Raw genomic sequence first — 24329 nt, forward strand, 5'->3', positions numbered from 1 at the left:
TTTGTAATATAGGGCAAGTGTATAGTCATGGCAATGGGGGTGTTTAAATGAAAGAAATGAAAGAAATTGATGAAATCAGAAAAGGTGAAATAACCAGTCAAATGAAGATACTTAGACCACCAAAAAATAGAGGGATATTATTAGGATTTTTAATTCCTATATTTATAATAATTTTTCAGGATTTATTATTTAAATCCAGTTTTGTTTTTTCTATAGACTATTATATAGGGTGGAAGAAGTTTGTAATTGGAATGCTTATTTTACCACCAATAATAGGATACTTATGGGATAGAAAATATTTGCATCCAAAACATAATGAATATTTAAGAAAAGAAAGAGATGTTTTCGAAAAAGAAAAAGCAACTAAAATTAAAAAAATACAAGATGAAATAGAAAAATATTATAGTTTTCATAAAATTCCTAAAAACAAGAAGATAAATACTGTAATAGTTAAGCAATCTGATGTTAACGAATTGAAAGAAAAATGTAGGTATATCATGTGGAAAGAATGTGATAAGTTACATTTTGTTTTTGAAAAATATATTAACTATGATGTACCTAAAGTAGAAATTCCTATTGATCAAATAACTACATTCCAAATACAAGGTGACATGTATACTGAAACCAATATATCGGGTGGAGAAATCAAAGGTGGAGGTTCTTCAATAGGTGGTGCTGTAGCAGGAGCAGTTCTTGCAGGTGGAGTTGGTGCAGTAGTTGGAAGTAGAAAGAAAATAGAAGGTACGCCAATAACATCTGAAACAAATATAGTTGATAATAGAGAAACTATATTAGAATTTTATAATAATGAAGATAAACTAAGTTACATATTTTTAGATAATAATGCTTATAAAATTCTACTGAAACTGATACCAGAGAAAGAAATCAATTTTAATAAACATAGAATTGAAAGTAATAATACTAATTCAAGTAATAATGTTTATGATGAAATAAAGAAATTAGCAGAACTTAAAGACCAAGGCATAATTACTGAAGAAGAATTTAATGAAAAAAAACAAGAATTGTTAAAAAGGATATAGGGGGATGTTTAAATGAATTGTGAAAAGTGTGGTATAGAAAATCTTGAAGGTAGTAAGTTCTGTGGTAATTGTGGTGAAAGTTTACTAGAAGGAAGTTTTAATCCAATAGTCAGAGATGAAAATTTAACATTAAAAAAGAAGAAGTTAAATAAGAAAATGATAATGGTATCAGTTGCATGTTTTGTATTAATGGTTATAGGTATAACATCTTATACTAGTTATACTAGGGTTCATGCAGAAAAACAATATGAAGATAAATTTCATACTGCAACAATAGAAATTGCATCGGAACTCCAAATTGTAGAAGTCATTTGTAATACAATATCATCTTCATGGAGTTCTGCAATAAGTAGTACAGCATATAACGCTGATTTTAATAGATCAATAAAGAATTTACAAGAGAAATTTACTGAAAGAGGTATGTATGATAAGATTAAAACATCTAAGAAAAATATAGATAACCTAATGACAGATTTAAATAAACCATCATCTGCTAATCAAGAAGCATATAAATTATTAACAGAGTTATATTCTTCTTATGGTAGAATATATGAACAGTCTATAAGCCCAACAGGTTCATTACTGACTTATAACCAAGATATATCAAATAAAAAGATGGAATTTACATCTACTCTTGATAAGTTAAAAGTAATCAAACCAGATATCTTAAAAGGTCTTGAGGAAACAGTAGAAACAAAAGCACAAGGATTAAGTAATGATTTATAATTACTTATAAGATATAGAAAGTTTAATAACAACTATAAACTTTAAGGATTCGTATTTAAATTACGAGTCCTTTTTTATGTCCCAAAACTCAATAACGAATCGCTATTTAATAAAGGAGGAACAACAATGAACGTATTAGAAAGATTAAAAATAGAATTATCAAACAAAGATTATTTTACAGATGCAGTATATACTATGTATCTTGAAGAAAATGGACTAAATGCAACGGCTATATACAATAAAACTACAATGGAAAAGCAACTATTATTATCTATAGTATCAATTCTTGAAGCCGTTTCAAACGATATAGATCTTATGAGAAGGGTTGCTGATGATACAACAGGATTTAGTATTGATTCTGCTAGTAAGTATCTTGAACAAAGAATAGATAAGATTAAGGATAGAATACTTGATATGGAAGTAAAAGAGCAATCATCTATTATAAAACCTTTTATCGTAAGGAAGTGGTAATATGACTATTAAAAATTTATATGATACCATGATAAAACGCAGCGGTCGACTATGTACTATTAATACAACCCAATTTAGGGGCGTATTCAAGGAGATAAAAGATAATACAAATAATAAGGATGATAAGCATTTTATTACTGATTACCCATTAAAGCAAGGTGATATATTTACCTATAATAATATAAATTACTTCATATTGAACAAGGAAGATTTATCTCATGGTATTTACAACCTATATACTATTAGAAGGTGTATAGACCATATTAAATTTAATTTTAGTACAACAGATGCAATAACTAAAGTATCTACCTTAGATGTAAGGCAAGAGTCATGTTTGTTTGAAGCCAAAACTATTGGATTAGATACTACTAGTTATTTTAATACAGTTGCTAATGAGATGCTTATAATACTTAAAAGTAATGAAACTACTAAGAAAGTTAAAATAGACCAAAAGATTTTAAAGTTTAGGAGAGCATGGAAGGTTGAAGGAATTGACGAAACCAAGGAAGGATTAATCATTCTTCATTGCAAGGCAAGTACATCGAATACTAATGACGATTGGCAAACAGAGGTAGCAGATAGATGGCTTTATGAATCTATATCAGTTGTATATACATATTCCTTAAATGTAGCACCAACATCAATAAGCATAGATAATGGAGTAACTCAACAAATTACAGCAGGTGTTACTGAAAATGGAACAGTATTAACAAGTCCTACTATAACATATGCTTCAAATAATACAGCAGTTGCTACAGTTGATGCAAATGGACTAGTTTCAGGTGTAGGAGTTGGAACGGCAAATATTACAGTTTCATTTGTCGGTAAGGATTTTAAGACATACACTCAAACTATTGCAACTACTATAAATGAAGTTGTAGTTACACCACCTACAGAACCACCAGTTGAACCTGAACCACCATCAACATCAATGGTACTTAATTTTACAAGTAATTCTACAGCAGGAGTTGCTAATTTGAAAAAGGGTAGCATCGTAACATATACACCTCATAAAATCGTCGGTGGAATTGAACAAACAGGAGTGAAATGGATATTCGGTATTGATTTTGGAAATGTAGCACAAAGTAATATTGAATTTAAAGAAATAACATATGATTATATTAAGTTAAGAAGTTTAACTGACGTTGGTACTTTTACACTAACAGCAACAGAATTAGATACTACAAACGTTGCATCTATCGTAATTACCTTAAAACCAATTTATTAGGGGTTAGTTATATATATTTATTAAATAAACCATATTAACTTATTATATTAGGCAAATACCCATGTCATATTGTAAGTTGAACACCTTGTCTTGATGAATTGGCAGTGTTGTCCTGTTATACTCAGTAGTATAAGTTATCTATACAGCATTTAGGTAAAGAAATAGTCCTTTTAATCATTAGTTAGAAGGGGTAATATGTAGTAAATTACCATATAATAATTTTGGACATAACAAAAACACTTAATTAGGTAATTTCTAAAAAAGTGTATAAGGAATAAACCTTACATACTTGTAATTTTAAAAAAATCTGATACAATAATATGTAAGATATAAATATTTGGGAAGATATTTATTTGTAGGGCTTTAACAATTACCAGTTGTTAGAGTCCTTTTTCCATTATCTTTAATTTCTTCGTATGCTTGTCTAGCATTATCTCTTAGTTGTTGTTTAATCTTGCTCATATCATAAGCATATTCATCTTTTGGTTTAGTTGTAGGATTCCAGTCGCTTGTATTTTTCTTCTTATATTTTGGGTATGATTTATTAGTGGTAGCAGGTGAAGTGTTTCTTTCAACTACAGAGTTTACCTTCTCCATAGTTTTAATGGCACTTTGTTCAATTTCAGGATCTTTATTTTCTGCACAGTTGGATTCATTAAGTTCAACCATACTATCAGTATTATCATCCCATATTATGCCACAAAGAATAGTGTATAAATTACTTTTATGACCTCTATTTTGGATTTTTATAAATCCCTTTTCTGCAAGAGATTTTAAATATCTACTTACACTTCTAGGACTTCTTTGGATACAAGCCCCTATGGTTTCAAGTTTTGGAAAACAAGTCATTTTCCCATTGTGTAATCTTAGAAACAATGTAAATAGTGTAGACTTTTCTTGTACTGTTAATTCTTTTGATTCCCAAACATAATTAGGGAATTTGGTATATGTGATTCCTGACATTTTATTTACGCCCCCTCATTGTTATTTTTTCTTTATATACATCCATGTTATCCAATGGATTATATATACTAAAAGTTTTACTTAAATCGGTTGAAAACATATTTACATATCTTCTTACCATTTCCATAGATGAATGACCAAGCATGGTTTGTAATGAGAATACATCGCCCCCTTCTAAAATCCACTTTTTAGCGAATGTATGTCGCCATCTATGTATTCCAGTTTTCATAACCCCTCTTTTTCTGTTATAAAATCTTAGGTGTTGTGATACTGAACCTTCGTCAAGCATATCACCATAAATACCACAAAATAGGTAATCATCATCTTTACCATCCCTTACTTTTAAATACTTATATAAAACGTGTTTTAGGGTAGAGGATAGTGGAACAATTTGCCTTTTCCTATTTTTGGTATAGCGATAAGTTATAAGGTTATTATCAAAATCAACATCTCTGATTTTTACATTTATTATTGTTTTGAATCTACATCCAGTTGCAAGTAGAAAATTGCACATAGCCCAATCTCTATAATCACTAAAAGTACATTTTCTCTTATCAGGTTCTTTTAGTAGGATTTCAATTTCTGCATCTGTGTAAGTTTCAATAATTGGGGTATCTTGTTTTGGAAGTGTTATTTCAAACTTATCCATATAATCTAATTTCATAAAGTAGTTGAATATAGCACGAACCCCTCGGAGCATAGAGTTTATACTTACATCTTTTAAGTTTCTTTCTTTACAATAAAGTATTAAATCCTCTATTATAGAAGGAGTTATCTCACTTATTGGAAATTTTGGGTCTAAAACCTTATAGATGTAACCTTCTAAAGTTGCATTATAAAATTTAATTGTAGCAGGACGAAGGTTTTTAAATTCACAATAAGTTATAAACTCATCTGCACCTCTATCAAGTGTAATATCTTTAGGTGGAGTTATTTTTATTTTCTTCTTCATATAGTTACACCTCCTAAGTAAAAAAGAGCATAAAAAAACTCATATACAAGTTTTGATAGTTAAAATCAAAATCGTACATGAGTTAATACTCTTAATTTATTTTGTTGTAATCATTGATAAATCAACGGTGGCGATAGATTATATACTTAGATTATTAAATATATAATTTTGAGTCGAATGCGTCTGCCGTTCCGCCACAGTGGCACTACTAGAATATGTTATCATAATTAACCATATGAGTCAATATAACTTATTTTCTTATTTGACCGCTACCATTAATAATATATTTAGTAGTAGTAAGTTCGGTAAGTCCCATAGGGCCTCTTGCATGAAGCTTTTGTGTACTTATTCCTATTTCAGCACCAAATCCAAATTGGAATCCATCGGTAAATCTGCTTGAAGCGTTTACATAAACAGCAGCAGCATCAACCTCGGATTGGAACTTTCTACTATTATTATAGTTTTCAGTTACTATTACCTCAGAGTGTTTTGTTCCATATTTATATATATGTTCAATTGCTTCATCAATAGAGTCAACTACCTTTACAGAAATAATAAAGTCTAGGAATTCGGTTCCATAATCTTCATCAGTTGCAGGAATTGCACCATTAACAAGATTTAGAGTGACATCGCATCCTCTGATTTCAACTCCAAGGTCTTGAAGATCCTTGCATACAGCTGGTAAAAGTTCATTTGCAACATCCTTATGAACAAGTAGTGATTCAGTTGCATTACATACTCCAGGTCTATGTGTCTTACCATTTATAACGATTTTCTTTGCCATTTCTAAATCAGCAGAAGAATCCACATAAACGTGGCAGTTACCAGTACCTGTTTCTATTACTGGAACGGTTGAATTTTCAACAACTGTCTTTATAAGACCAGCTCCACCACGAGGTATAATCACATCTAGATAGTCATTAAGTTTAAGCATTACATTTACTGCTTCTCTATCAGTTACATCAATAAATTGAATTGCACCATTTGGAATTCCAGCTTCATATGCATATTTTGATATAACTTCAATTATAGCTATGTTAGAGTTTATAGCCTCAGAGCCACCTCTTAAAACAACAGCATTGCCTGACTTTAAGCAAAGCCCAGCTGCATCAACTGTAACGTTTGGTCTTGCTTCATATATTATTCCTATAACTCCAAGTGGAACTCTTACTCTTCCTATTTGAAGTCCATCTGCATTTAATTGCATTCCTAAAACTTCTCCAATTGGATCCTTTAAGGCTACTAGCTGTTCTAGACCAATTGCCATATCATTTATACGATTTTCATCTAGCATTAGTCTATCAAGTAGAGCTGGAGAAAGTCCCTTAGCCTCACCATTTTTTAAGTCCTTTGAGTTAGCTGAAACTATCTTTTCTGCATTTTCACGAAGTCCTTTAGCCATATTTAAAAGAGCGTTGTTTTTAATGTCAGTAGAAATAGAAGAAAGCTTTCTGGCAGCTTCCTTAGAAACACTAGTTTTAGAAATTATAGATTCTCTAATGTTCATTGTTGATACCCCCTATAGTAAATTATATTATTTTAAACAAACTAGGTTATCTCTGTGAACTACAACATCATAGTTTTTATGACCTAGCTTTAATTCAATTTCACAAGAATTAAGACCCTTTATTATTTCTATTTCATGTGATGGATAGTTTACAAGTCCCCTTGCAATCTCTACATCATTATTATCAAGTATCGTGACAAGATCTCCTTCATCAAAAGAACCGCTTACACCAAGAACCCCGCTAGGTAAAAGACTTTTATTTTCTTTGCAAATAGCAGGGGAAGCACCTTCATCAACCTTAATTGTACCCATAGGTTTTTTACTAAAAGCGATCCATCTTTTTCTAGCTTGTAGAGGGACATCAGTGGGTTTGAACCAAGTTCCAACTTCTTTACCTTCTACAATATCTCTTATAATTGAAGGATTTGAACCATTTCCTATAACCATAACACTTCCTGATGAAACCGCAATTTTGGCTGCACGAATCTTGGTTACCATTCCACCTGTACCAAGACTACTTCCAGCACCACCTGCACATTTTTCGATTTCATCTGTTATTTCATCTATCCAGCTAAAAAGCTTTGCATCTGGATTTTTACGAGGATTATCGTTATATAGACCGTCTATATCAGATAATAGTATAAGAAGGTCTGCTTCAACAAGGCTAGCAACTAGTGCTGATAAGGTATCATTATCACCAAATTTAATTTCATCAACAATAACAGCATCGTTTTCATTTATAATAGGAATAACACCCATTTCTAAAAGAGAAAATAGGGCATTTCTAGAATTTAAGAATCTTACTCTATCTGTCATATCCTCTCTAGTTAGAAGAATTTGTGCTATTGTTTGTCCATACTCAGAAAATAGCTTTTCATACATATGAAGAAGTAATCCCTGGCCTACAGCAGCGGCAGCTTGTTTTTCAGGAATTGTGGAAGGTCTTTTTTTCATTCCAAGTTTTCCGATTCCTGCACCAATAGCTCCAGAGCTTACAAGAATAACTTCGTACCCCTTATTATGTAAATCTGCTAATTGCCTTGTTATAAGTTCTATTTGTGATATATTGATTCTACCGTTTTCGTATGTTAAAGTAGAGGACCCAACCTTGACTACTATTCTTTTTACATTTTTTATATGTTCTTCTCTGTTGCCTAACATAAATTCCCTCCTTATATACAGAATATTGTATCATCAATATATATCATGTTCAAATGAAAGTTGCATTAACAAAATATAGCAAGGTATAGTGGATTATAAAGGAAGCATATGGCAGTGAATATAAAAAAGTTATTTTGTAAAGTAATAAGTTATATAGATAATTTAAGTAAATAAGAATAAATTAGAGAAAAACAATGGTAAACTGGGAGTTAAGAAAAATTAACACAAAAACTAAAAAAATTCTTGCATACAATAGTGTAAGTATTATATAATAGATTTATACGCTCAAGTATATTTGTATACAATTATGGTAAGGGGGAGAATGTAGTATGAACAATATACAACTAAACGAAAAAACTAACGTAATGCATTCATATAAATGTGATAATGAAGTTGAAAATGTAGCTGAGGCTAATCTATATAGAGATATATTTCCTTATACAGAAATTCCTAAGGTAGTATTCGACAATAAAAATATTCCGATGAATATGCCAAAGGATGTATGGATTACTGATACTACCTTTAGAGATGGTCAACAGTCAATGTCTCCCTTTACAGTAGAACAAATATTAACGATATTTGATTATCTTCATAAATTAGATAATGGTTCAGGAATAATAAGACAAAGTGAATTCTTCCTATATACTGAAAAAGACAGAGAGGCTGTTGAAAAGTGTATTGAAAGAGGATATGAATTTCCTCAGATAACTGCTTGGATTAGAGCAAATAAGGAAGACTTTAAATTAGTAAAAAACATGAACATTAAAGAAACTGGTATCCTAATGTCATGTTCTGATTATCATATATTTAAAAAACTAAATCTAACTAGACAACAAGCTATGGAAAAATACCTAGAGATAGCAGAAGAAGCACTTGCTAACGGAATAATTCCAAGATGTCACTTAGAAGACATTACAAGAGCAGATTATTTTGGTTTTGTAGTGCCACTTGTAAGACGTCTTATGGAACTTTCAGCAAAGGCTAATATGCCGGTAAAGATTAGGGCATGTGATACCCTAGGACTTGGAGTATGTCATGATGGGGCAGCTCTTCCTAGAAGTGTAAAGCAAATAATGCACGGATTTACACATTACTGCAATGTTCCATCAGAGTGGATTGAATGGCATGGACACAATGATTTTTATAGTGTTGTTCCAAATTCTACTACAGCATGGTTATATGGCTGCGCGGGAATAAGTTCAACTCTCTTAGGAATAGGAGAAAGAACAGGGAATTGTCCACTTGAGGCTATGATAGTTGAGTATGGACAGTTAAAGGGAAGTATTAAAAATATGGACCTTACTGTTTTAACTGATATAGCAACGCTTTTTGAAAAGGATTTAGGATATCAAATTCCTCATAAAACTCCGTTTGTAGGAAGTGACTTTAATGTTACTAAAGCGGGAATACATGCTGATGGAATATTAAAGGATGAAGAAATATACAATATCTTTGATACTGGAAAGATTTTAAATAGACCAGTAGTTGTTGCTGTAAATGAGTACTCTGGACTTGCTGGAATAGCAGCTTGGATAAATACATTCTTTAGACTAACTGATGACAAAAAAATAAATAAAAGAGATCCAAGAGTTATAACTGTTAAGGAATGGGTAGATGAACAATATGCAGATGGTAGAACATCAGTTATTGGAAATGATGAACTTGAAAAAATAGTAAAGCTTACATTTGAAGAGCTTTCTGATGATAAAAAAGTTGAAGTTATAGACTATAAAGTTTGTAAAAGCAAAAGAGGTACTTTTAGAAGTGTTCAAGACAAAAATTTAGAAACATCTAAAAGGTAAGTTCGAAAGTTTAGGAGGAAAACACATGGGATTAACATTAGCGCAAAAAATAATTAAGAATCACCTAGTTTCAGGAGAAATGGTTCCAGGACAAGAAATATCTATAAAGATAGATCAAACACTAACTCAAGATTCAACAGGAACAATGGCTTATCTTCAATTTGAAGCTATGGGCGTTGATAGAGTAAAAACTAAAAGATCAGTAGCATATATAGATCACAACACACTACAAACAGGACCTGAAAATGCAGATGATCATCTTTATATTCAAAGTGTTGCTAAAAAGCATGGTATTTACTTCTCAAAGCCAGGGAATGGTATTTGTCACCAAGTTCAATTAGAAAGATTTGGTATACCAGGATATACACTTTTAGGTTCAGATAGCCACACTCCAACAGGTGGAGGAATTGGTATGATAGCTATCGGAGCAGGTGGACTTGATGTTGCAGTTGCTATGGGTGGTGGTGCATACTACATCACTATGCCAAAGATAGTTAAGGTAGAACTAAAGGGTAAGCTAAATGATTGGGTAGCTTCAAAGGACATTATTCTTGAGCTTTTAAGAAGACTTACTGTAAAGGGTGGAGTTGGAAGAATATTTGAATACTGTGGAGAAGGAGTTAGTACTCTTACAGTACCAGAAAGATCAACAATAACTAACATGGGAGCAGAACTTGGTGCAACAACATCAATATTCCCAAGTGATGATAAAACCCTAGAATTCCTTAAAGCACAGGGAAGAGAAGAGGATTTTGTTCGTCTTGAAGCTGACGCAGATGCTGTATATGATGAAGTAGTTGAAATTGATCTTTCAGCTTTAGAACCTCTAGCTGCATGTCCACATAGCCCTGATAATATAAAGAATGTTACAGAGCTTAAGGGAACAAAGGTTAATCAAATCCTTATTGGTAGCTGTACAAACTCATCATACCTTGATCTTATGAAGGTTGCTAAAATCCTAGAAGGAAAAACAGTTGCAGAACACGTATCACTTGCAATTGCACCAGGATCTAAGCAAGTTCTTACAATGCTTTCACAAAATGGAGCATTAACTAAACTTGTTGCAGCAGGTGCTAGAATACTTGAAAGTGCTTGTGGACCATGTATAGGTATGGGACAATCACCTGCTACAGATGCAGTTTCACTTAGAACTTTCAATAGAAACTTCGAAGGAAGAAGTGGAACAGTTTCAGCTGGAATTTATATCGTAAGCCCAGAGCTTGCAGCTGCATCAGCTATAACAGGATATATTGAAGATCCAAGAAGCGTAGATGTAGAAGCTGGAGTTGAAATGCCAAAAGAATTTGTAATAAATGATAATCTTGTGGTTGCTCCTGCAGAGGAAGGAAATGATGTTGAGGTTGTTAGAGGACCTAACATTAAGGAATTCCCTAAGGCTAAGCCACTAGCAGATAAGGTAGAAGGAAAGGTATTAACAATTGTTGGTGATAACATTACAACTGACCACATTATGCCTTCTAACGCTAAACTTCTACCATTTAGATCAAACATTCCTTTCCTTTCAGACCACTGTCTAGTTCCTTGTGATAAGGACTTCCCAAAGAAGGCTAAGGAAAATGGTGGAGGATTCATAGTTGGTGGATCAAACTATGGACAAGGTTCAAGTAGAGAGCATGCTGCTTTAGTTCCACTATACCTAGGTGTTAAGGGAGTTCTTGCAAAGTCATTTGCTAGAATACATATGGCAAACCTTATTAATAACGGTATCATGCCTCTTGTATTTGAAAATGAAGCTGATTACGATAGAATATCAGAAGGTGATGTTCTAGAAGTAAATGGAGCTTTAGCGCAAGTTGAAACAGGTAAGATAGTTGTTGAAAACAAGACAAAGGGAGAATCATATACTATGATTCTAAGTGTTACAGATAGACAAAAAGATATGATTAAGTTCGGAGGACTTTTAAATCTTACAAAGAATGCTTCTAAGTAAGATAAGTAGTCGTTAAGAATTTTTAGGCTGTTAGCAAATGCTTGCTAACAGCCTTTTTATATATTCAATTAAATACATGACTATATCTATAAATTACACTTTGTGGTAATCTTTTATTATGAAAAGATTATTAAGAGGTGATATTTTTGAATATACATTCATGGAATGTTAACGGTCTTAGGGCTATTATGGGAAAAGGATTTTTAGATTATATAGAAGAATATAATCCAGATATATTATGTATACAAGAAACTAAACTACAAGAGGGAAACTTAACTGAGGAGACTAGAAATATTAAGGATTATTATTCTTATTTTTCCCACGCTGAGAAAAAAGGCTATAGTGGAGTTGCTACATATACTAAGATAAAACCAATTTCTGTTAAGCAGGGGATAGGGATAGAAGAATTTGATAATGAGGGAAGAATTTTAATTACAGAGTTTGAAACTTTTACGCTGCTAAATATATATTTTCCTAATGGACAAAAGGACGAGGAAAGACTGAATTATAAGCTAAAGTTTTATGATGCAATTTTAGATTATTGCAATAGTGAAGTAGATAAGGGGAAAAAACTTCTAATATGTGGAGATTACAACACCGCACATAAAGAGATAGATATTAAAAATGCAAAAGCAAATGAAAAAACATCTGGATTTTTACCAATTGAAAGAGCATGGATAGATAAGTTTATAGAAAATGGTTATACAGACGTGTTTAGAAGCCTACATAAAGAGGAAATAAAGTACTCTTGGTGGAGTTATAGATTTAAGGCAAGAGAGAGAAATACAGGATGGAGAATAGATTACCACTTTGTATCTAACAATATGATGGATAATGTTGAAGGGGCAGATATATTAAATGAAGTTTATGGCTCAGACCATTGTCCAATAAGAGTAAAATTAAGTTTTTAGTGAATAAAAATCTCTACTGAGTAATTTCAGTAGAGATTTTTTATGTATACTATCTTGGGTTTTTGTTAGATCTATTTGGCTTTGCTTTAGGCTTTCCAACGATTGGCTTGTTCTTTTCTGCTTTTTCTATTCTTAATACATCGACAAAGGTTAGTGCTAGTAGTGTTATTAAAATAAAGAAAATAGATGAACCAATAATATTAGAATAAAGCATTGGTAAAAGTAGTGGTGTAAAGAAGGCTATGATAAGTAAAGAAAGAATAACCCACTTGTTAGGGATAGCTTTCTTAAATATAAAAGGCTTTAGAAAATTGTAAGCAACTAAGGCTACAATTGCAATTATAAGTGTTATGAGAAACTGTGTAAGTAATGCCATTTTTAATCCTCCTCTCAATATAAATACATTATAGCAAAATTTTATGCCTATGTGCACATAATTGCTTATATGAAATAGATAGTGTTTTAATACTATATAGTTTGTTATAATATAAGATAATAGCATAGGAAGAATTATGAGAGAGAGGTAGCTTAATATGAAAACATTAGTAGTATTAGATGGAAATAGTATTATAAATAGAGCTTTTTATGCTCTACCAGCTATGACAAACTCAAAGGCAATACCAACAGGAGCCGTATATGGATTTACAAACATGCTTTTTAAAATAGTAAATGATATTAAGCCAAATTATATAGCAGCTGCCTTTGATAGAAAAGCACCTACATTTAGACATATTGAATATAAGGAATATAAAGCTGGAAGAAAGAAGATGCCGGATGAGCTTAGGGTTCAAATGGAGCCAGCAAAAAAGCTTTTAGAGGCATTTAATATAGGGATATATGAAATAGATGGCTATGAGGCAGACGATATAATAGGAACAATAGCTAGAAAGTTTGAAGGAGAAGAGTTAAAAGTAATAATAATAACAGGAGATAAGGATTCTCTTCAGTTGATAAGTGAGAATACCAATATATATCTTACTAAAAAGGGAACAACAGATATTGAGGTATGTGACATTAACTATTTAAAGGAAAAGTTTGATTTAGATGCTAAAGGATTTATTGAATTAAAGGGTCTTATGGGCGATAAATCTGATAACATACCAGGTGTTCCAGGTGTGGGAGAAAAGACAGCATTAAAACTTTTGCATCAATATAAAACCATAGAAGGTGTTTATGAGAATATAGAGGCTGTTTCAGGTAAAAAGCTAAAGGAAAACCTTATTAATCATAGAGAAGATGCATTTTTAAGTAAAAAACTTTCAGAGATAGATTGTAATGTACCATTAGAATTTAACTTAGAAGATATGGATTTTAAAGGTTATAATTCAGATAAAGTTGAAAAAATTTTTATAGAATTAGAATTTAAAAGTTTACTGGGAAAGATTTCCCAGAAAATAGAGAGTACATATGAAGATGAAGTAGTTTTATCTGGAATTAAAACATACACTTCTATAGATGATGTAATAGAATCAGTTAAAAGTAGTGGATTTCTAAGTGTTGTTCCTAAGAAATCAAAGGGAGAAATACTTGGTATTATAATAAATGAAGGTTATTTTATACCAAGTGGTGATATATATAAGCTTAAAGATGTATTTGAGGATACTAATATATCTAAGTATACATATGGAGGAAAAGAGGTATATACTTATATTTTAAAACTTGGAATTTCTATGAATTCCCTTAAGTTTGATGCAGAAATTGCAGCATATCTAATTAATCCATCGGAAAGCAAGTATGACATAAAGAGCATAATTAATAGATATGCAAATGTTAGTGGACTATCTAGGTATGAAGATGATTCTGAGGAAGTCCTAGTTTCACTTATAGAGAATCTTAAGGGCATTAAGGAAAACATGCTAGAGGAAATTAAGTCAAAGGGTATGGAAATTTTGTTTGAGGAAGTTGAAATGCCTTTAGTAGAAACCTTAGCTAGTATGGAATATTTAGGCTTTAAGGTTAATAAGGAGAAGTTAGATGAGCTAGGAAAGGTAATAGTTTCTGATATTGAGAAATTAACAAAGGATATATACTCTATGGTAGGTGAAGAGTTTAATATAAATTCTCCAAAGCAATTAGGCGTTATATTATTTGAGAAAATGGATTTGCCTGTTATCAAAAAAACAAAAACTGGATATTCAACAGATGCAGAGGTTTTAGATGAGCTTTCAGGCAAGCATGAAATAATATCTAAAATAATACAGTTTAGACAACTTTCGAAGTTAAACTCTACATATATAGAGGGACTTAAATCATGTATACAAGATGATGAAAAAATACACTCTAGTTTTAATCAAACAATTACAACAACAGGTAGAATATCAAGTACAGAACCAAACCTACAAAATATTCCGATAAAGCTTGAAATGGGAAGACAAATAAGAAAGGCATTTGTTCCAAGTGATAGTGATTATGTAATTATGGCTGCGGACTATTCCCAAATAGAGCTTAGAATACTTGCACATATATCAGAGGATGAAAATCTTATATATGCCTTTAATAATAATCAAGATATACATACAAGAACAGCTTCAGAGGTATTTTCTGTACCTATGGAAGAGGTTACAAATATCCAAAGAAGTAATGCTAAGGCAGTTAACTTTGGTATAGTATATGGATTAAGCGATTTTGGGCTATCTAAAGATCTTAAAATAACAAGAAAAGAAGCGAAGCAGTATATAGATAACTACTTTGCAAGATATCAAGGGGTAAAGACATATCTAGATAATACTATAGAAACTGCTAAAACACAGGGGTATGTTAAAACATTAATAAATAGAGTTAGATATATTCCAGAGATATCCTCATCAAATAGAAATGTTCGAATGTATGGGGAAAGACTTGCTATGAATACACCGATACAAGGAACAGCTGCAGATATTATAAAAATAGCAATGGTCAATGTATATGCAAGACTAAAAAATGAGAAATTTAGGTCGAAACTTATCCTACAGGTACATGATGAACTAATACTAGAAGTTCATAAAGATGAGCTAGAAAAAATGAAGTTATTAGTTGAAGAGGAGATGAAAAATACTCTTAAGTTAAGTGTACCATTAGAAATTAGTATGAACTTCGGTGAAAATTGGTATGAGGCAAAATAGGAGAAGATATGAGGGTAATTGGATTAACAGGAGGGATTGGCACTGGTAAAAGTACAGCTTCCTCTATAATAAAAAGCCTAAATATTAAAGTAATAGATTGTGATATAGTATCAAGAGAAGTAGTTAAGGATAAGGAAGTTTTGAACCTGTTAGAAGAAACCTTTGGAAATAAAGTTATAACTTCAAGTAATGAACTTGATAGGAAGCAACTTGGAAAAATAGTATTCAAAAGCAAAGAAAATTTAAATAAACTTAACTCTATATTACATCCTATTATGAAAATTAGAATTAAGAATTATATAAAGGTATATGCAAAAACAGAAAAGCTTTGCATAGTAGATGGTGCTATTTTAATAGAAGCAGGGTTCTGTGATTTAGTAGATGATATAATTCTTATTTCTTCAAGTGAAGAGCTCCAATTAAAAAGGGTAAATGAAAGAGATGGACATTCGTATGAATATATAAAGGATGTAATAAAATCACAAATGCCTTTAGACGAGAAGAAAAAATACTGCAAATACATTATAGAAAACAATGAAGGAATAGATGAACTAAGAGAAAAAGTAGAAAATGTTATAAAAACATTATTGGATTTGGAGGCATAGAATGTTTAAAAAATTGGCAAAGATAGCTCTAGTAATAATTTGTTTTGCTACATTATTAGGAGCTTTTCATAAACCAATGTTAAAGCAGGTTTATAAATTAGAATATAAAGAAACCATCGATAAGTATGCAGATAATTATAAAATTGATAGGGAGCTTGTTTATGCTCTTATAAAGAAGGAAAGCAAGTATGATCCCCTTGCTGTTTCGAAAAAAGGAGCAATGGGATTGATGCAGATAATGCCAGATACAGGGAAGTATATATCAGGTCTTTTAGGAGAAAAGAATTTTAAGATAAATGACCTATATGATGCTGAAAAAAATATTAACTATGGTACATATTATCTAGCTAAGCTTTCTAAGGATTTTAATGGAGATGTAGAGGCTATACTTGCAGCTTATAATGGTGGGGAAGGTAACGTTAGAAAGTGGATGACTGAAAATGGTAATGAACTTTATGAAGATAAAATTCCATTTAAGCAAACAAGGAACTACATTAAATCTATAAAAAGAGATTATAATATTTATCGCTATCTTTATATAAGTAAATAGTATTTGATTTCAAAAATGCAATATGATAAAATATCCTCATCAGACTTAGCAGATGTGGTGGAACGGCAGACACGCTATCTTGAGGGGGTAGTGTCCACAGGGCGTGCGGGTTCAAATCCCGCCATCTGCACCAATTTGAGTATATATTTAAAAAAATAATGAGCCTAGGAATTATCCTAGGCTCGATTTTATTTAAGTTAAATTTAATAGTTCGTAGAAAATAAAGAACTTTTTATAAGTGCTTTTCTTATTTGCATTCCAATTACAAGTGATAGAAAGATTTTAACTAAATCAAATGGTACAAATGGAATAACACCTGCCAGCAAAGCTTTATTAAAGCTCATATTTGTGATAAGTGAAAGCTGAACTGTTCCTATCCCATATATACATATAAGTCCGAGTATTATTCCTAAAGCGTTTATAAAAATATTAGGTTTAAGTGCCAGATAACCTACAATAAAAGCGGCTATTGGAAAACTAATTATATATCCTCCTGTAGGTCCTAAAACCTTATTTATTCCTCCGGAGAATTGTGCGAACACAGGAAAACCAACTGTACCTACAAGAACATAAGTAACTTGGGAAATAGAACCAAGCTTTGGACCAAGTATAATTGCAGAAATAAATACAGAGAATAATTGTAGTGTGAAAGGTATTGGTGTAAATCCAAGTGGTATAGCTATTTGACTGCATATTGCTGTTAATGAAGCAAAAAGTGCACAAAGTATTAGCTCTTTAGTTGTTAAGAATTTTTTCATGTTTTAACCTCCTGATGATTTGTTAACCTGTACTTAAAATATCGTTAACAATGATTATAAATAAAAGATAAATATATGTCAAATTTTTTTTCAGTAATAAATATGGTACAATATTTACAATTACAAAATAATAATTTATAATAGATAATAATTATTTACAAGAAAATAGATATAGGGAGGTAGCTAATATGGAAATAAAGGAAAAAGTTTTACATGCATTAAGAGAGGCAGAATCACCACTTAAGGCTGGGGAAATAGCTGAAATTATAGGTGAAGAAAAATCTGAAGTTGATAAGGTTATTAAACTTCTAAAAAAAGACGAGGAAGTTATATCACCTAAAAGATGTTATTATCAAATAAATGAATAATTTATAAATAAGAGGAGTATGCAATATACTCCTCTTATTTTGTATAAAATAAATTATAAACTTGTAAAGGATTTTTAATAAGAATTGTTGAATATAACAGTAAAGGCCTAGTCCTTCCTATTATCAAATAGAGGAAAAGGTGATGAGTTTGATACCAGTCAATATAATAATAGGTGAAATTACGGTTCGTGACATAATTTATGAGGAACTTCCTCAAATACACAGGTTGTTAAATGAGTCAGATGAGACAAAAGCACTTCTAGGTAAAAAAGAAAGCTTTCAATTTGAAGAAATTAAGGAGAGATATTTAGAGTCACTCTCAAGTGTTTCAGATTTTTTTCTAGGAGTCTATTTAAAGGAAGAGATAATTGGAATTTTAAAGGGAAGGTTTGAAAATAGGTCTTGTACAGAAGTTTGGTTTTTAACATATGTTTTAAGTGAGAGATACAGAAAACGTGGATTTGGAAGTAAAATATTAAGTGGGGTAGAAGAGTGGTTTGGGGAATATTATTCAATATATAGATTTTGTGTATTAGCATATGAGGATAATTCCAATGCTATGGAATTTTGGAATAAAAATAATTACAAACTACTAAGACGAACTAATATAAAGCATCCATCCAAAACAGGAGCAGTTGTTATACTAGAGAAAACGGAGGATAAAAATGGACTTAAACACTAGATGGTTTAAAGATAAAGTTTTAGAAAAAACAAAAAAATCTTTAGAGTCTAAGGGATATGATGTATACATTGTTAAAGATAAAAGTGAAGCAAAAAAGAAGGTTATTTCTTTAATAGAGGCAAAAAGTACTGTAGGTGTAGGAGGAAGCCAAACACTACTACAGTGTGATATTTTAAACTCTCTTAGAGAAGGTGACTATAATTTTTTAGACAGATATAAAGAAGGATTAACACCTAGTGAGGTTAAAGAAGTTCACAAAGAAGCATTTTTTAGCGATTACTATTTGACTAGTAGTAATGCTATAACTGAAAGCGGGGAGTTAGTAAATTTAGATGGTCTTGGAAATAGAGTAGCTGCAATGATTTACGGACCTAAAAAGGTTATTGTAGTGGTGGGAGAAAATAAGATAGTAAGAGACATAGATAGTGCATATGAAAGAGTTAGGAAATATGTAGCTCCAATTAACTGTAAAAGATTAAATATGGACAATCCCTGTGTTAAAGTTTCAGAATGTGTAAATTGCTCTAGTGAGAATAGGATATGCAATCACTTAGTAGTTACATTTAGACAAAACACAAAGGGAAGAGGGATTGTAGTACTTGTTAAGGAGGAGATTGGGTATTAATAGCTATACTAATGATAAAGGATTTAAAGCCGCTGATTTTTCAGTGGCTATGTTTTTTAGTGATAATGTAAAAATATGTAACAAAATGGAGGTATAAAGATGAGATACACGAGAGTTGAAATAAAAAGCACACTTAATAAGTATAAGGTCATAATCTGTTTTACGATACTTCTTCCAATTATATCATTAATACTTGGGAAGGTTTTAATAAATTATTCTCAAAACGAAGCTACAAGTATTGCAGTTAGGTTAAATGATTTTAAAAGTGTATACTTTCTTCAATTAGGTGTATTCGAAAAGGAAGATGGGGCTAGAAATAAAATTGCTGCTCTTAAGAATAAAAATATAGATGCACTGCTACTTAAAGATGGAAAGTATTTTAAGGTAATTTCAGCAATGGCTTCAAGTCCTAAAAAGTTAGAAGAGAGAAAAAGATATTTAGAAGGAAAAGAAGTTACCTGCTATATAAAAGATTTTTCTATAGAGGGTGTAGAAAAGTCAAAAGATGGGAATATAAAAGAATATGCATCATTTGTAAAAGAGTATATATTAGCGGCACTTGATGGAAAAGAATCTGTAATGAAATCAAGTTATAATTCAATCACAAAATATAAAACTTTAACAGGAGAAAGTGGCAAATCACAAAAGAAGATTAATTCATTTATAAAGAATCATTTAGAGAGTTATTCAAAAGATGTTGATGAGAATTCTCTTAAGAACATATTAGAAGTAGTGGTAAATTATAGTGAATTAGTATAGCCAATGTGTTTTGTTTATAGTTATTAAGAAAAGATTAAGAAATTAAAACTTTTTGTGAAAGGATTTAAATTACTTGTTTAATAATATTTAAAATGATAAACTTAAGTAGAAAGATTTTGGTTTTTTTGCAGTTTAAAGTTTTAGCTTCTTAACTATAAAATGAATGTTAAGGTGGTTAATATATGAGTGTACGATCAGGAAAAGGCTACATATACCTTTTTACACTAATTATTATTTTTGGACTCGCAGGAGGGGCTCTTGGTGATGCCCTTGGACAGAACTTTCAATTTTTAGAATTCTTAGGTACTGGATATACTTTAGGAATGACGAAACCTTTTGAAGTTAACCTAGGACTTTTAAGTTTTACATTTGGAATTAATTTTACATTTAATATACTATCGATAGGTGGTATGATATTGGGATATACACTTTATAGAAAAATGTGGTGATAATATGGATATTATTTTAGCTTCGGCGTCATCAAGAAGACGAGATATTCTAAAGATGTTTAATTTAGACTTTAAGGTTGAACCATCTAACATAGATGAGAGCATTAGCATAGACGATCCATACGAATTAGTAGAAAAATTGGCATATGATAAAGCAATGAATATTTCATATAATAAGCCTAATTCTCTGGTAATTGGTGCAGATACCATTGTATATTCAAATGGCACCATACTTGGAAAACCAAAATCAAAGGATGAAGCATTTAAAATGCTAAAGTCCTTAAGTGGAAGAGAACATTTTGTTATAACTGGTGTGTCTCTTATTTGTAAGGATAAAAATATATCTATGAAGGATCATGAAGTTACAAAGGTATATTTTAAGAATCTTTCTGATGACGAAATTTTATCATACATAGAAACTGGGGATCCACTAGATAAAGCAGGATCATATGGAATACAAGGCATGGCTAGTGCATTTGTAGAAAAAATAGAAGGATGTTATTTTAATGTTGTAGGACTTCCTACAAGTAAAGTTTATAGTTTATTAGGGAGGATTGGGGTAAATCTTTTAGAAAGGAAGTTTTAAGTTGAAATCAAACAACCTATCAATAAAAGAAATACCTCAAAACGATAGACCAAGAGAGAGATTACTTAAGTATGGTGCTGAAGTTTTGTCTAATTCTGAGCTTTTAGCAGTAATACTTAGAACTGGAACAAGAAATTTAAATGCTATTTCACTTGCACAAAATATATTAAGTTCTAAAGAAGGACTAAAGTTTTTATGTAGTGCTTCTGTTCAAGAACTTTCGAGTATAAGTGGGATAGGAAGTGCTAAAGCAGCAATTATAAAAGCTTCTATTGAACTTGGCAGGAGGCTAAGGAACTTTAGAACAGATGAAAAGATTAAAATTACCTCACCAAAGGATATGGCTAATATGCTAATGGAGGATATGAGGTATTTAAAAAAGGAACATTTTAGGGTAGTATTTCTCAATACTAAAAATATAGTTCTTGATGTTAGTGATTTATCTATTGGAACATTAAATTCATCTGTAGTGCATCCAAGGGAAGTATTCTATGATGCTATTAAAAAAACCGCTTATTCTATAGTAATATGTCACAATCATCCATCAGGAGATCCTACTCCTAGTAGTGAAGATATAAATGTTACAAATCGTTTAAGTGAAGTAGGAAAAATAATTGGGATTGAATTATTAGATCATCTTGTTATAGGTGATGGAGTATATGTTAGTTTCAAAGAAAAAGGTTTAATTTAAGACATAATAAACAGCAAAATGTGTATAACAGAAAGGGGAATTTTACATGGCTTTCTTCGGAATTACAAAAGATATGGGAATTGATTTAGGAACAGCAAATACACTTATTTATATGAAGGGGAAAGGAATAATTCTTAATGAGCCTTCAGTAGTGGCAATAAAGAATGATACTACTCCAAAGGTATTAGCAGTTGGTGATCAGGCTAAGGATATGATTGGTAGAACACCAGGAAACATTGTTGCTATAAGACCACTTAGAGATGGGGTTATAGCGGATTTTGATGTTACGCAAACAATGCTTAGAATGTTTATAAAAAAAGTTACTAAAAATAGCTCATTCGTAAGACCAAGAATAGTTGTATGTTATCCATCAGGAGTTACAACTGTTGAGAAAAGAGCTATTGAAGAGGCTACAAGACAAGCTGGAGCAAGAGAAGTATATCTACTAGAAGAACCTATGGCAGCAGCTATTGGAGCTGGACTTCCAGTTAATGAGCCAACAGGTAGCATGATTGTAGATATCGGTGGAGGAACTACTGAAGTTGCAATTATTTCTCTTGGAGGAATAGTAACAAGTAAATCTCTAAGAGTTGCTGGGGATGAATTTGATAGCGCAATTGTAAACTACATTAAAAAAGAATATAACCTTATGATAGGTGAAAGAACAGCTGAACATATTAAGTTTGAAATAGGATCAGCATATGGATTAGAAGAAGAACAAAAGATGGATATAAAAGGTAGAGACCTTGTAACTGGGCTACCAAAGCTAATAACAATTTCATCTAGTGAAGTTAGAAGTGCTCTTCAAGAACCTGTATTAGCTATAGTAGAGTCAATAAAATCTACTCTTGAGAAGACACCACCTGAACTTGCAGCAGATATTATGGAAAAAGGTATCATGCTAACTGGTGGAGGTGCTTTCTTAAGAGGTCTTGATCAACTTATAAAGACAGAAACTCATATGCCAGTTCACATAGCAGAAAACCCAATTGATTGTGTAGCTTTAGGTGCTGGTATGGCTCTTGATACTATAGAGTTTGGAAAGTAAAACTTAAAAGCATTTAGAAAGAGGGAGTTACATGAATTTTTTAAAGAACAAGTTGCTAACCATAGTACTTGTTCTTTGTCTTGCATTTACTATCTTTATTGGAATATCTGCTAATAAGGGAGAAAACACAGGAATATTTCAAGAAGTTGTTACAACAGTAGTAGGACCTATACAAAAATATGTATATACAGCTGGACAGAGAATAAGTAGTATGTTTCATTATGTTACATCATTAGGAACTATTAGAGGGGAAAATGAAGACCTTAAAAAAGAAGTTGATGCATTAAATAAAAAATTAGTTGAATATGATCAATACAAAAGACAAAATGAAGATCTTAAGGCTATGATTAACTTTAAAAATTCTAATCCTAGTCATAATTTATTAGGTGCTAAGGTGATTGGAAAAGTTGGAGATAACTGGTTTAGTACTATTATTATTGACAGAGGAAGTAATGATGGAGTAAAAAAAGGACAATGTGTTATTACTGGAACAGGGTATGTAGGTAAGGTTAAAGAGGTTTCAGGAAATACTTCAAAGGTGATGACTTTTATAGATGAAAAAGCAAATATTCCAGTGAAGATATCATCAACAGATGAGCAAGGTGTAATATCAGGGGCTTTATCATCATCAAATGATAAGAAAGCAAAGGTTAGATATATTCCACCGGACTCAAAGGTAAAGGTAGGGGATAAAATACTTACATCCAATGTAGTTGCGAATGATAATGAATTACCTCAAGAAAATATAATAGTTGGTACAGTAACTAAAGTAGAAGAAGAAGAGTCTAATTTTATTAAGCTTGCATACGTTAAACCAGTAGTTAATTTTTCAACTCTTGAAAATGTAATGGTTATTGTAAAGTAGGTGGTGGGTGTGCAAATGTATAAAAAAATTGGATTGATAGTTTTTCTATCCATTCTAGTAAACATACTACAACAAACTATATTCTCGAACATTAAGATCTTTGCTATAAATATGGATATTGTGCTTACATTTATTATTTGTTACTCCCTAATTAGAGAAGATGTTGAGTGTGTTATGGTAGCACTTTTATGTGGTCTTATTAGGGATAGCTTTTTTCCAGGTATATTTGGGTTAAATACTATAGTTTATTTAGTCACAGCATATATTCTTTGTCAAATTGAGAGAAAAATTTATAAAGATGCACTTCTTATACCTATGCTATCAGCCTTTGTGTTTACGGTTTTAAAGGGTATTCTATATTATGCATATTTGTATACAGCCTCAATACAATTTGAGTTTGTATCACATTTTATGTATGTGGTACCTATTGAAGCTATATTAAATTCTATTATAAGTATAATTGTATTTAGATTTGTAACAAAAATAGACACAATTAAGTTTATGCAACAGGAGTGGAAATTCTAATATTA

Annotated in this window: 26 protein-coding genes and 1 tRNA gene; 21 read left to right on the forward strand and 6 right to left on the reverse strand. The window is 31.2% G+C overall.

Annotation, left to right across the window (positions count from 1 at the left end):
- The first annotated feature begins 47 nt into the window (after positions 1-47).
- The 4 genes from CLCY_RS09780 to CLCY_RS09795 all read left to right on the forward strand — a co-directional run bounded on the left by CLCY_RS09780 (position 48) and on the right by CLCY_RS09795 (position 3465).
- Complete coding sequence (locus tag CLCY_RS09780) at positions 48-1040, forward strand: SHOCT domain-containing protein (RefSeq protein WP_048570944.1); 993 nt, start codon at positions 48-50, stop codon at positions 1038-1040.
- Positions 1041-1052: 12 nt separating this feature from the next.
- Complete coding sequence (locus CLCY_RS13915; protein WP_048570945.1) at positions 1053-1766, forward strand: zinc ribbon domain-containing protein; 714 nt, start codon at positions 1053-1055, stop codon at positions 1764-1766.
- Between the two features lie 126 nt (positions 1767-1892).
- Positions 1893-2237, forward strand: coding sequence for a hypothetical protein (locus tag CLCY_RS09790; RefSeq protein ID WP_048570946.1), 345 nt, complete (start codon positions 1893-1895; stop codon positions 2235-2237).
- Position 2238: 1 nt separating this feature from the next.
- A complete protein-coding gene (locus CLCY_RS09795) occupies positions 2239-3465 on the forward strand; it encodes an Ig-like domain-containing protein (RefSeq protein WP_048570947.1) in 1227 nt (408 codons plus the stop codon).
- A 363-nt stretch (positions 3466-3828) separates the two neighbouring features.
- Here the strand turns inward: CLCY_RS09795 and CLCY_RS09800 are convergent, their stop codons facing one another.
- The 4 genes from CLCY_RS09800 to proB form a co-directional block, all read right to left on the reverse strand.
- A complete protein-coding gene (locus CLCY_RS09800) occupies positions 3829-4428 on the reverse strand; it encodes a helix-turn-helix domain-containing protein (protein WP_048570948.1) in 600 nt (199 codons plus the stop codon).
- Between the two features lies 1 nt (position 4429).
- Positions 4430-5380, reverse strand: a complete 951-nt coding sequence (locus CLCY_RS09805; protein ID WP_082141787.1) for a tyrosine-type recombinase/integrase — start codon at positions 5378-5380, stop codon at positions 4430-4432.
- A 250-nt stretch (positions 5381-5630) separates the two neighbouring features.
- A complete protein-coding gene (locus tag CLCY_RS09810) occupies positions 5631-6887 on the reverse strand; it encodes a glutamate-5-semialdehyde dehydrogenase (RefSeq protein WP_048570949.1) in 1257 nt (418 codons plus the stop codon).
- 27 nt (positions 6888-6914) lie between these two features.
- On the reverse strand, positions 6915-8048 hold the full coding sequence (gene proB / locus CLCY_RS09815) for a glutamate 5-kinase (RefSeq protein ID WP_048570950.1): 1134 nt from the start codon (positions 8046-8048) through the stop codon (positions 6915-6917).
- A 365-nt stretch (positions 8049-8413) separates the two neighbouring features.
- Here proB and CLCY_RS09820 point away from each other — a divergent pair, with 365 nt between their 5' ends.
- From CLCY_RS09820 to CLCY_RS09830, 3 genes are all read left to right on the forward strand, one after another.
- The gene (locus tag CLCY_RS09820; RefSeq protein WP_242844971.1) at positions 8414-9850 is read left to right on the forward strand and encodes a beta/alpha barrel domain-containing protein; all 1437 of its coding nucleotides are present in this window, start codon (positions 8414-8416) and stop codon (positions 9848-9850) included.
- 25 nt (positions 9851-9875) lie between these two features.
- Entirely contained in the window at positions 9876-11801 is a 1926-nt protein-coding gene (locus CLCY_RS09825) for an aconitate hydratase (RefSeq protein ID WP_048570951.1), read from the forward strand.
- 146 nt (positions 11802-11947) lie between these two features.
- Positions 11948-12712: an exodeoxyribonuclease III gene (locus tag CLCY_RS09830; protein ID WP_048570952.1), complete on the forward strand. Its 765-nt coding sequence runs from the start codon at positions 11948-11950 to the stop codon at positions 12710-12712.
- A 49-nt stretch (positions 12713-12761) separates the two neighbouring features.
- Here CLCY_RS09830 and CLCY_RS09835 read toward each other — a convergent pair whose 3' ends face one another.
- Entirely contained in the window at positions 12762-13088 is a 327-nt protein-coding gene (locus tag CLCY_RS09835; protein WP_048570953.1) for a hypothetical protein, read from the reverse strand.
- A 157-nt stretch (positions 13089-13245) separates the two neighbouring features.
- Here CLCY_RS09835 and polA point away from each other — a divergent pair, with 157 nt between their 5' ends.
- From polA to CLCY_RS09855, 4 genes are all read left to right on the forward strand, one after another.
- Positions 13246-15813: a DNA polymerase I gene (gene polA / locus CLCY_RS09840; protein WP_048570954.1), complete on the forward strand. Its 2568-nt coding sequence runs from the start codon at positions 13246-13248 to the stop codon at positions 15811-15813.
- 8 nt (positions 15814-15821) lie between these two features.
- Positions 15822-16418 carry a dephospho-CoA kinase gene (coaE, locus tag CLCY_RS09845; protein WP_048570955.1) on the forward strand — a complete coding sequence of 199 codons (597 nt, stop codon included), beginning with the start codon at positions 15822-15824 and terminating at the stop codon, positions 16416-16418.
- 1 nt (position 16419) lies between these two features.
- Positions 16420-16968: a lytic transglycosylase domain-containing protein gene (locus CLCY_RS09850; protein ID WP_048570956.1), complete on the forward strand. Its 549-nt coding sequence runs from the start codon at positions 16420-16422 to the stop codon at positions 16966-16968.
- A gap of 48 nt (positions 16969-17016) precedes the next feature.
- Positions 17017-17101: transfer RNA gene (locus CLCY_RS09855), tRNA-Leu, on the forward strand.
- A 70-nt stretch (positions 17102-17171) separates the two neighbouring features.
- Here CLCY_RS09855 and CLCY_RS09860 read toward each other — a convergent pair.
- Positions 17172-17726 carry a biotin transporter BioY gene (locus tag CLCY_RS09860; protein ID WP_048570957.1) on the reverse strand — a complete coding sequence of 185 codons (555 nt, stop codon included), beginning with the start codon at positions 17724-17726 and terminating at the stop codon, positions 17172-17174.
- A 188-nt stretch (positions 17727-17914) separates the two neighbouring features.
- On the opposite strand from CLCY_RS09860, the gene CLCY_RS09865 reads away from it, so the two are divergent.
- The 10 genes from CLCY_RS09865 to mreD all read left to right on the forward strand — a co-directional run bounded on the left by CLCY_RS09865 (position 17915) and on the right by mreD (position 24324).
- Complete coding sequence (locus CLCY_RS09865; RefSeq protein ID WP_048570958.1) at positions 17915-18094, forward strand: MarR family transcriptional regulator; 180 nt, start codon at positions 17915-17917, stop codon at positions 18092-18094.
- Positions 18095-18236: 142 nt separating this feature from the next.
- Complete coding sequence (locus CLCY_RS09870) at positions 18237-18776, forward strand: GNAT family N-acetyltransferase (RefSeq protein ID WP_082141789.1); 540 nt, start codon at positions 18237-18239, stop codon at positions 18774-18776.
- Entirely contained in the window at positions 18760-19401 is a 642-nt protein-coding gene (locus CLCY_RS09875; protein ID WP_048570960.1) for a lactate utilization protein, read from the forward strand. Before CLCY_RS09870 ends, CLCY_RS09875 begins: the two co-directional genes overlap by 17 nt.
- Positions 19402-19500: 99 nt before the next feature.
- A complete protein-coding gene (locus CLCY_RS09880) occupies positions 19501-20160 on the forward strand; it encodes a hypothetical protein (protein WP_048570961.1) in 660 nt (219 codons plus the stop codon).
- Between the two features lie 182 nt (positions 20161-20342).
- On the forward strand, positions 20343-20609 hold the full coding sequence (locus tag CLCY_RS09885; protein ID WP_048570962.1) for a DUF4321 domain-containing protein: 267 nt from the start codon (positions 20343-20345) through the stop codon (positions 20607-20609).
- Between the two features lie 4 nt (positions 20610-20613).
- Positions 20614-21195, forward strand: coding sequence for a Maf family protein (locus CLCY_RS09890; protein WP_048570963.1), 582 nt, complete (start codon positions 20614-20616; stop codon positions 21193-21195).
- Between the two features lies 1 nt (position 21196).
- Positions 21197-21886: a RadC family protein gene (radC, locus tag CLCY_RS09895; RefSeq protein WP_048570964.1), complete on the forward strand. Its 690-nt coding sequence runs from the start codon at positions 21197-21199 to the stop codon at positions 21884-21886.
- Positions 21887-21932: 46 nt separating this feature from the next.
- On the forward strand, positions 21933-22934 hold the full coding sequence (locus CLCY_RS09900) for a rod shape-determining protein (RefSeq protein ID WP_048570965.1): 1002 nt from the start codon (positions 21933-21935) through the stop codon (positions 22932-22934).
- A 31-nt stretch (positions 22935-22965) separates the two neighbouring features.
- On the forward strand, positions 22966-23799 hold the full coding sequence (gene mreC / locus CLCY_RS09905) for a rod shape-determining protein MreC (RefSeq protein WP_048570966.1): 834 nt from the start codon (positions 22966-22968) through the stop codon (positions 23797-23799).
- 15 nt (positions 23800-23814) lie between these two features.
- A complete protein-coding gene (gene mreD, locus CLCY_RS09910; protein WP_048570967.1) occupies positions 23815-24324 on the forward strand; it encodes a rod shape-determining protein MreD in 510 nt (169 codons plus the stop codon).
- Positions 24325-24329 lie beyond the last annotated feature (5 nt).

This window comes from Clostridium cylindrosporum DSM 605 (assembly GCF_001047375.1).
Lineage (GTDB): Bacteria > Bacillota > Clostridia > Clostridiales > Caloramatoraceae > Clostridium_AB > Clostridium_AB cylindrosporum.

Excerpts from the sequence above, each read along its gene's own strand:
- proB (WP_048570950.1), bottom strand. The coding sequence starts at position 8,048 with ATGTTAGGCAACAGAGAAGAACATATAAAAAATGTAAAAAGAATAGTA.
- CLCY_RS09820 (WP_242844971.1), top strand. The coding sequence starts at position 8,414 with ATGCATTCATATAAATGTGATAATGAAGTTGAAAATGTAGCTGAGGCT.
- CLCY_RS09890 (WP_048570963.1), top strand. The coding sequence starts at position 20,614 with ATGGATATTATTTTAGCTTCGGCGTCATCAAGAAGACGAGATATTCTA.
- CLCY_RS09825 (WP_048570951.1), top strand. The coding sequence starts at position 9,876 with ATGGGATTAACATTAGCGCAAAAAATAATTAAGAATCACCTAGTTTCA.
- CLCY_RS09880 (WP_048570961.1), top strand. The coding sequence starts at position 19,501 with ATGAGATACACGAGAGTTGAAATAAAAAGCACACTTAATAAGTATAAG.
- CLCY_RS09865 (WP_048570958.1), top strand. The coding sequence starts at position 17,915 with ATGGAAATAAAGGAAAAAGTTTTACATGCATTAAGAGAGGCAGAATCA.
- CLCY_RS09900 (WP_048570965.1), top strand. The coding sequence starts at position 21,933 with ATGGCTTTCTTCGGAATTACAAAAGATATGGGAATTGATTTAGGAACA.
- mreD (WP_048570967.1), top strand. The coding sequence starts at position 23,815 with ATGTATAAAAAAATTGGATTGATAGTTTTTCTATCCATTCTAGTAAAC.
- CLCY_RS09810 (WP_048570949.1), bottom strand. The coding sequence starts at position 6,887 with ATGAACATTAGAGAATCTATAATTTCTAAAACTAGTGTTTCTAAGGAA.
- CLCY_RS13915 (WP_048570945.1), top strand. The coding sequence starts at position 1,053 with ATGAATTGTGAAAAGTGTGGTATAGAAAATCTTGAAGGTAGTAAGTTC.
- CLCY_RS09835 (WP_048570953.1), bottom strand. The coding sequence starts at position 13,088 with ATGGCATTACTTACACAGTTTCTCATAACACTTATAATTGCAATTGTA.
- CLCY_RS09780 (WP_048570944.1), top strand. The coding sequence starts at position 48 with ATGAAAGAAATGAAAGAAATTGATGAAATCAGAAAAGGTGAAATAACC.
- polA (WP_048570954.1), top strand. The coding sequence starts at position 13,246 with ATGAAAACATTAGTAGTATTAGATGGAAATAGTATTATAAATAGAGCT.
- CLCY_RS09800 (WP_048570948.1), bottom strand. The coding sequence starts at position 4,428 with ATGTCAGGAATCACATATACCAAATTCCCTAATTATGTTTGGGAATCA.
- CLCY_RS09875 (WP_048570960.1), top strand. The coding sequence starts at position 18,760 with ATGGACTTAAACACTAGATGGTTTAAAGATAAAGTTTTAGAAAAAACA.
- mreC (WP_048570966.1), top strand. The coding sequence starts at position 22,966 with ATGAATTTTTTAAAGAACAAGTTGCTAACCATAGTACTTGTTCTTTGT.
- CLCY_RS09885 (WP_048570962.1), top strand. The coding sequence starts at position 20,343 with ATGAGTGTACGATCAGGAAAAGGCTACATATACCTTTTTACACTAATT.
- CLCY_RS09790 (WP_048570946.1), top strand. The coding sequence starts at position 1,893 with ATGAACGTATTAGAAAGATTAAAAATAGAATTATCAAACAAAGATTAT.
- CLCY_RS09850 (WP_048570956.1), top strand. The coding sequence starts at position 16,420 with ATGTTTAAAAAATTGGCAAAGATAGCTCTAGTAATAATTTGTTTTGCT.
- coaE (WP_048570955.1), top strand. The coding sequence starts at position 15,822 with ATGAGGGTAATTGGATTAACAGGAGGGATTGGCACTGGTAAAAGTACA.
- CLCY_RS09860 (WP_048570957.1), bottom strand. The coding sequence starts at position 17,726 with ATGAAAAAATTCTTAACAACTAAAGAGCTAATACTTTGTGCACTTTTT.
- CLCY_RS09795 (WP_048570947.1), top strand. The coding sequence starts at position 2,239 with ATGACTATTAAAAATTTATATGATACCATGATAAAACGCAGCGGTCGA.
- CLCY_RS09870 (WP_082141789.1), top strand. The coding sequence starts at position 18,237 with ATGAGTTTGATACCAGTCAATATAATAATAGGTGAAATTACGGTTCGT.
- CLCY_RS09805 (WP_082141787.1), bottom strand. The coding sequence starts at position 5,380 with ATGAAGAAGAAAATAAAAATAACTCCACCTAAAGATATTACACTTGAT.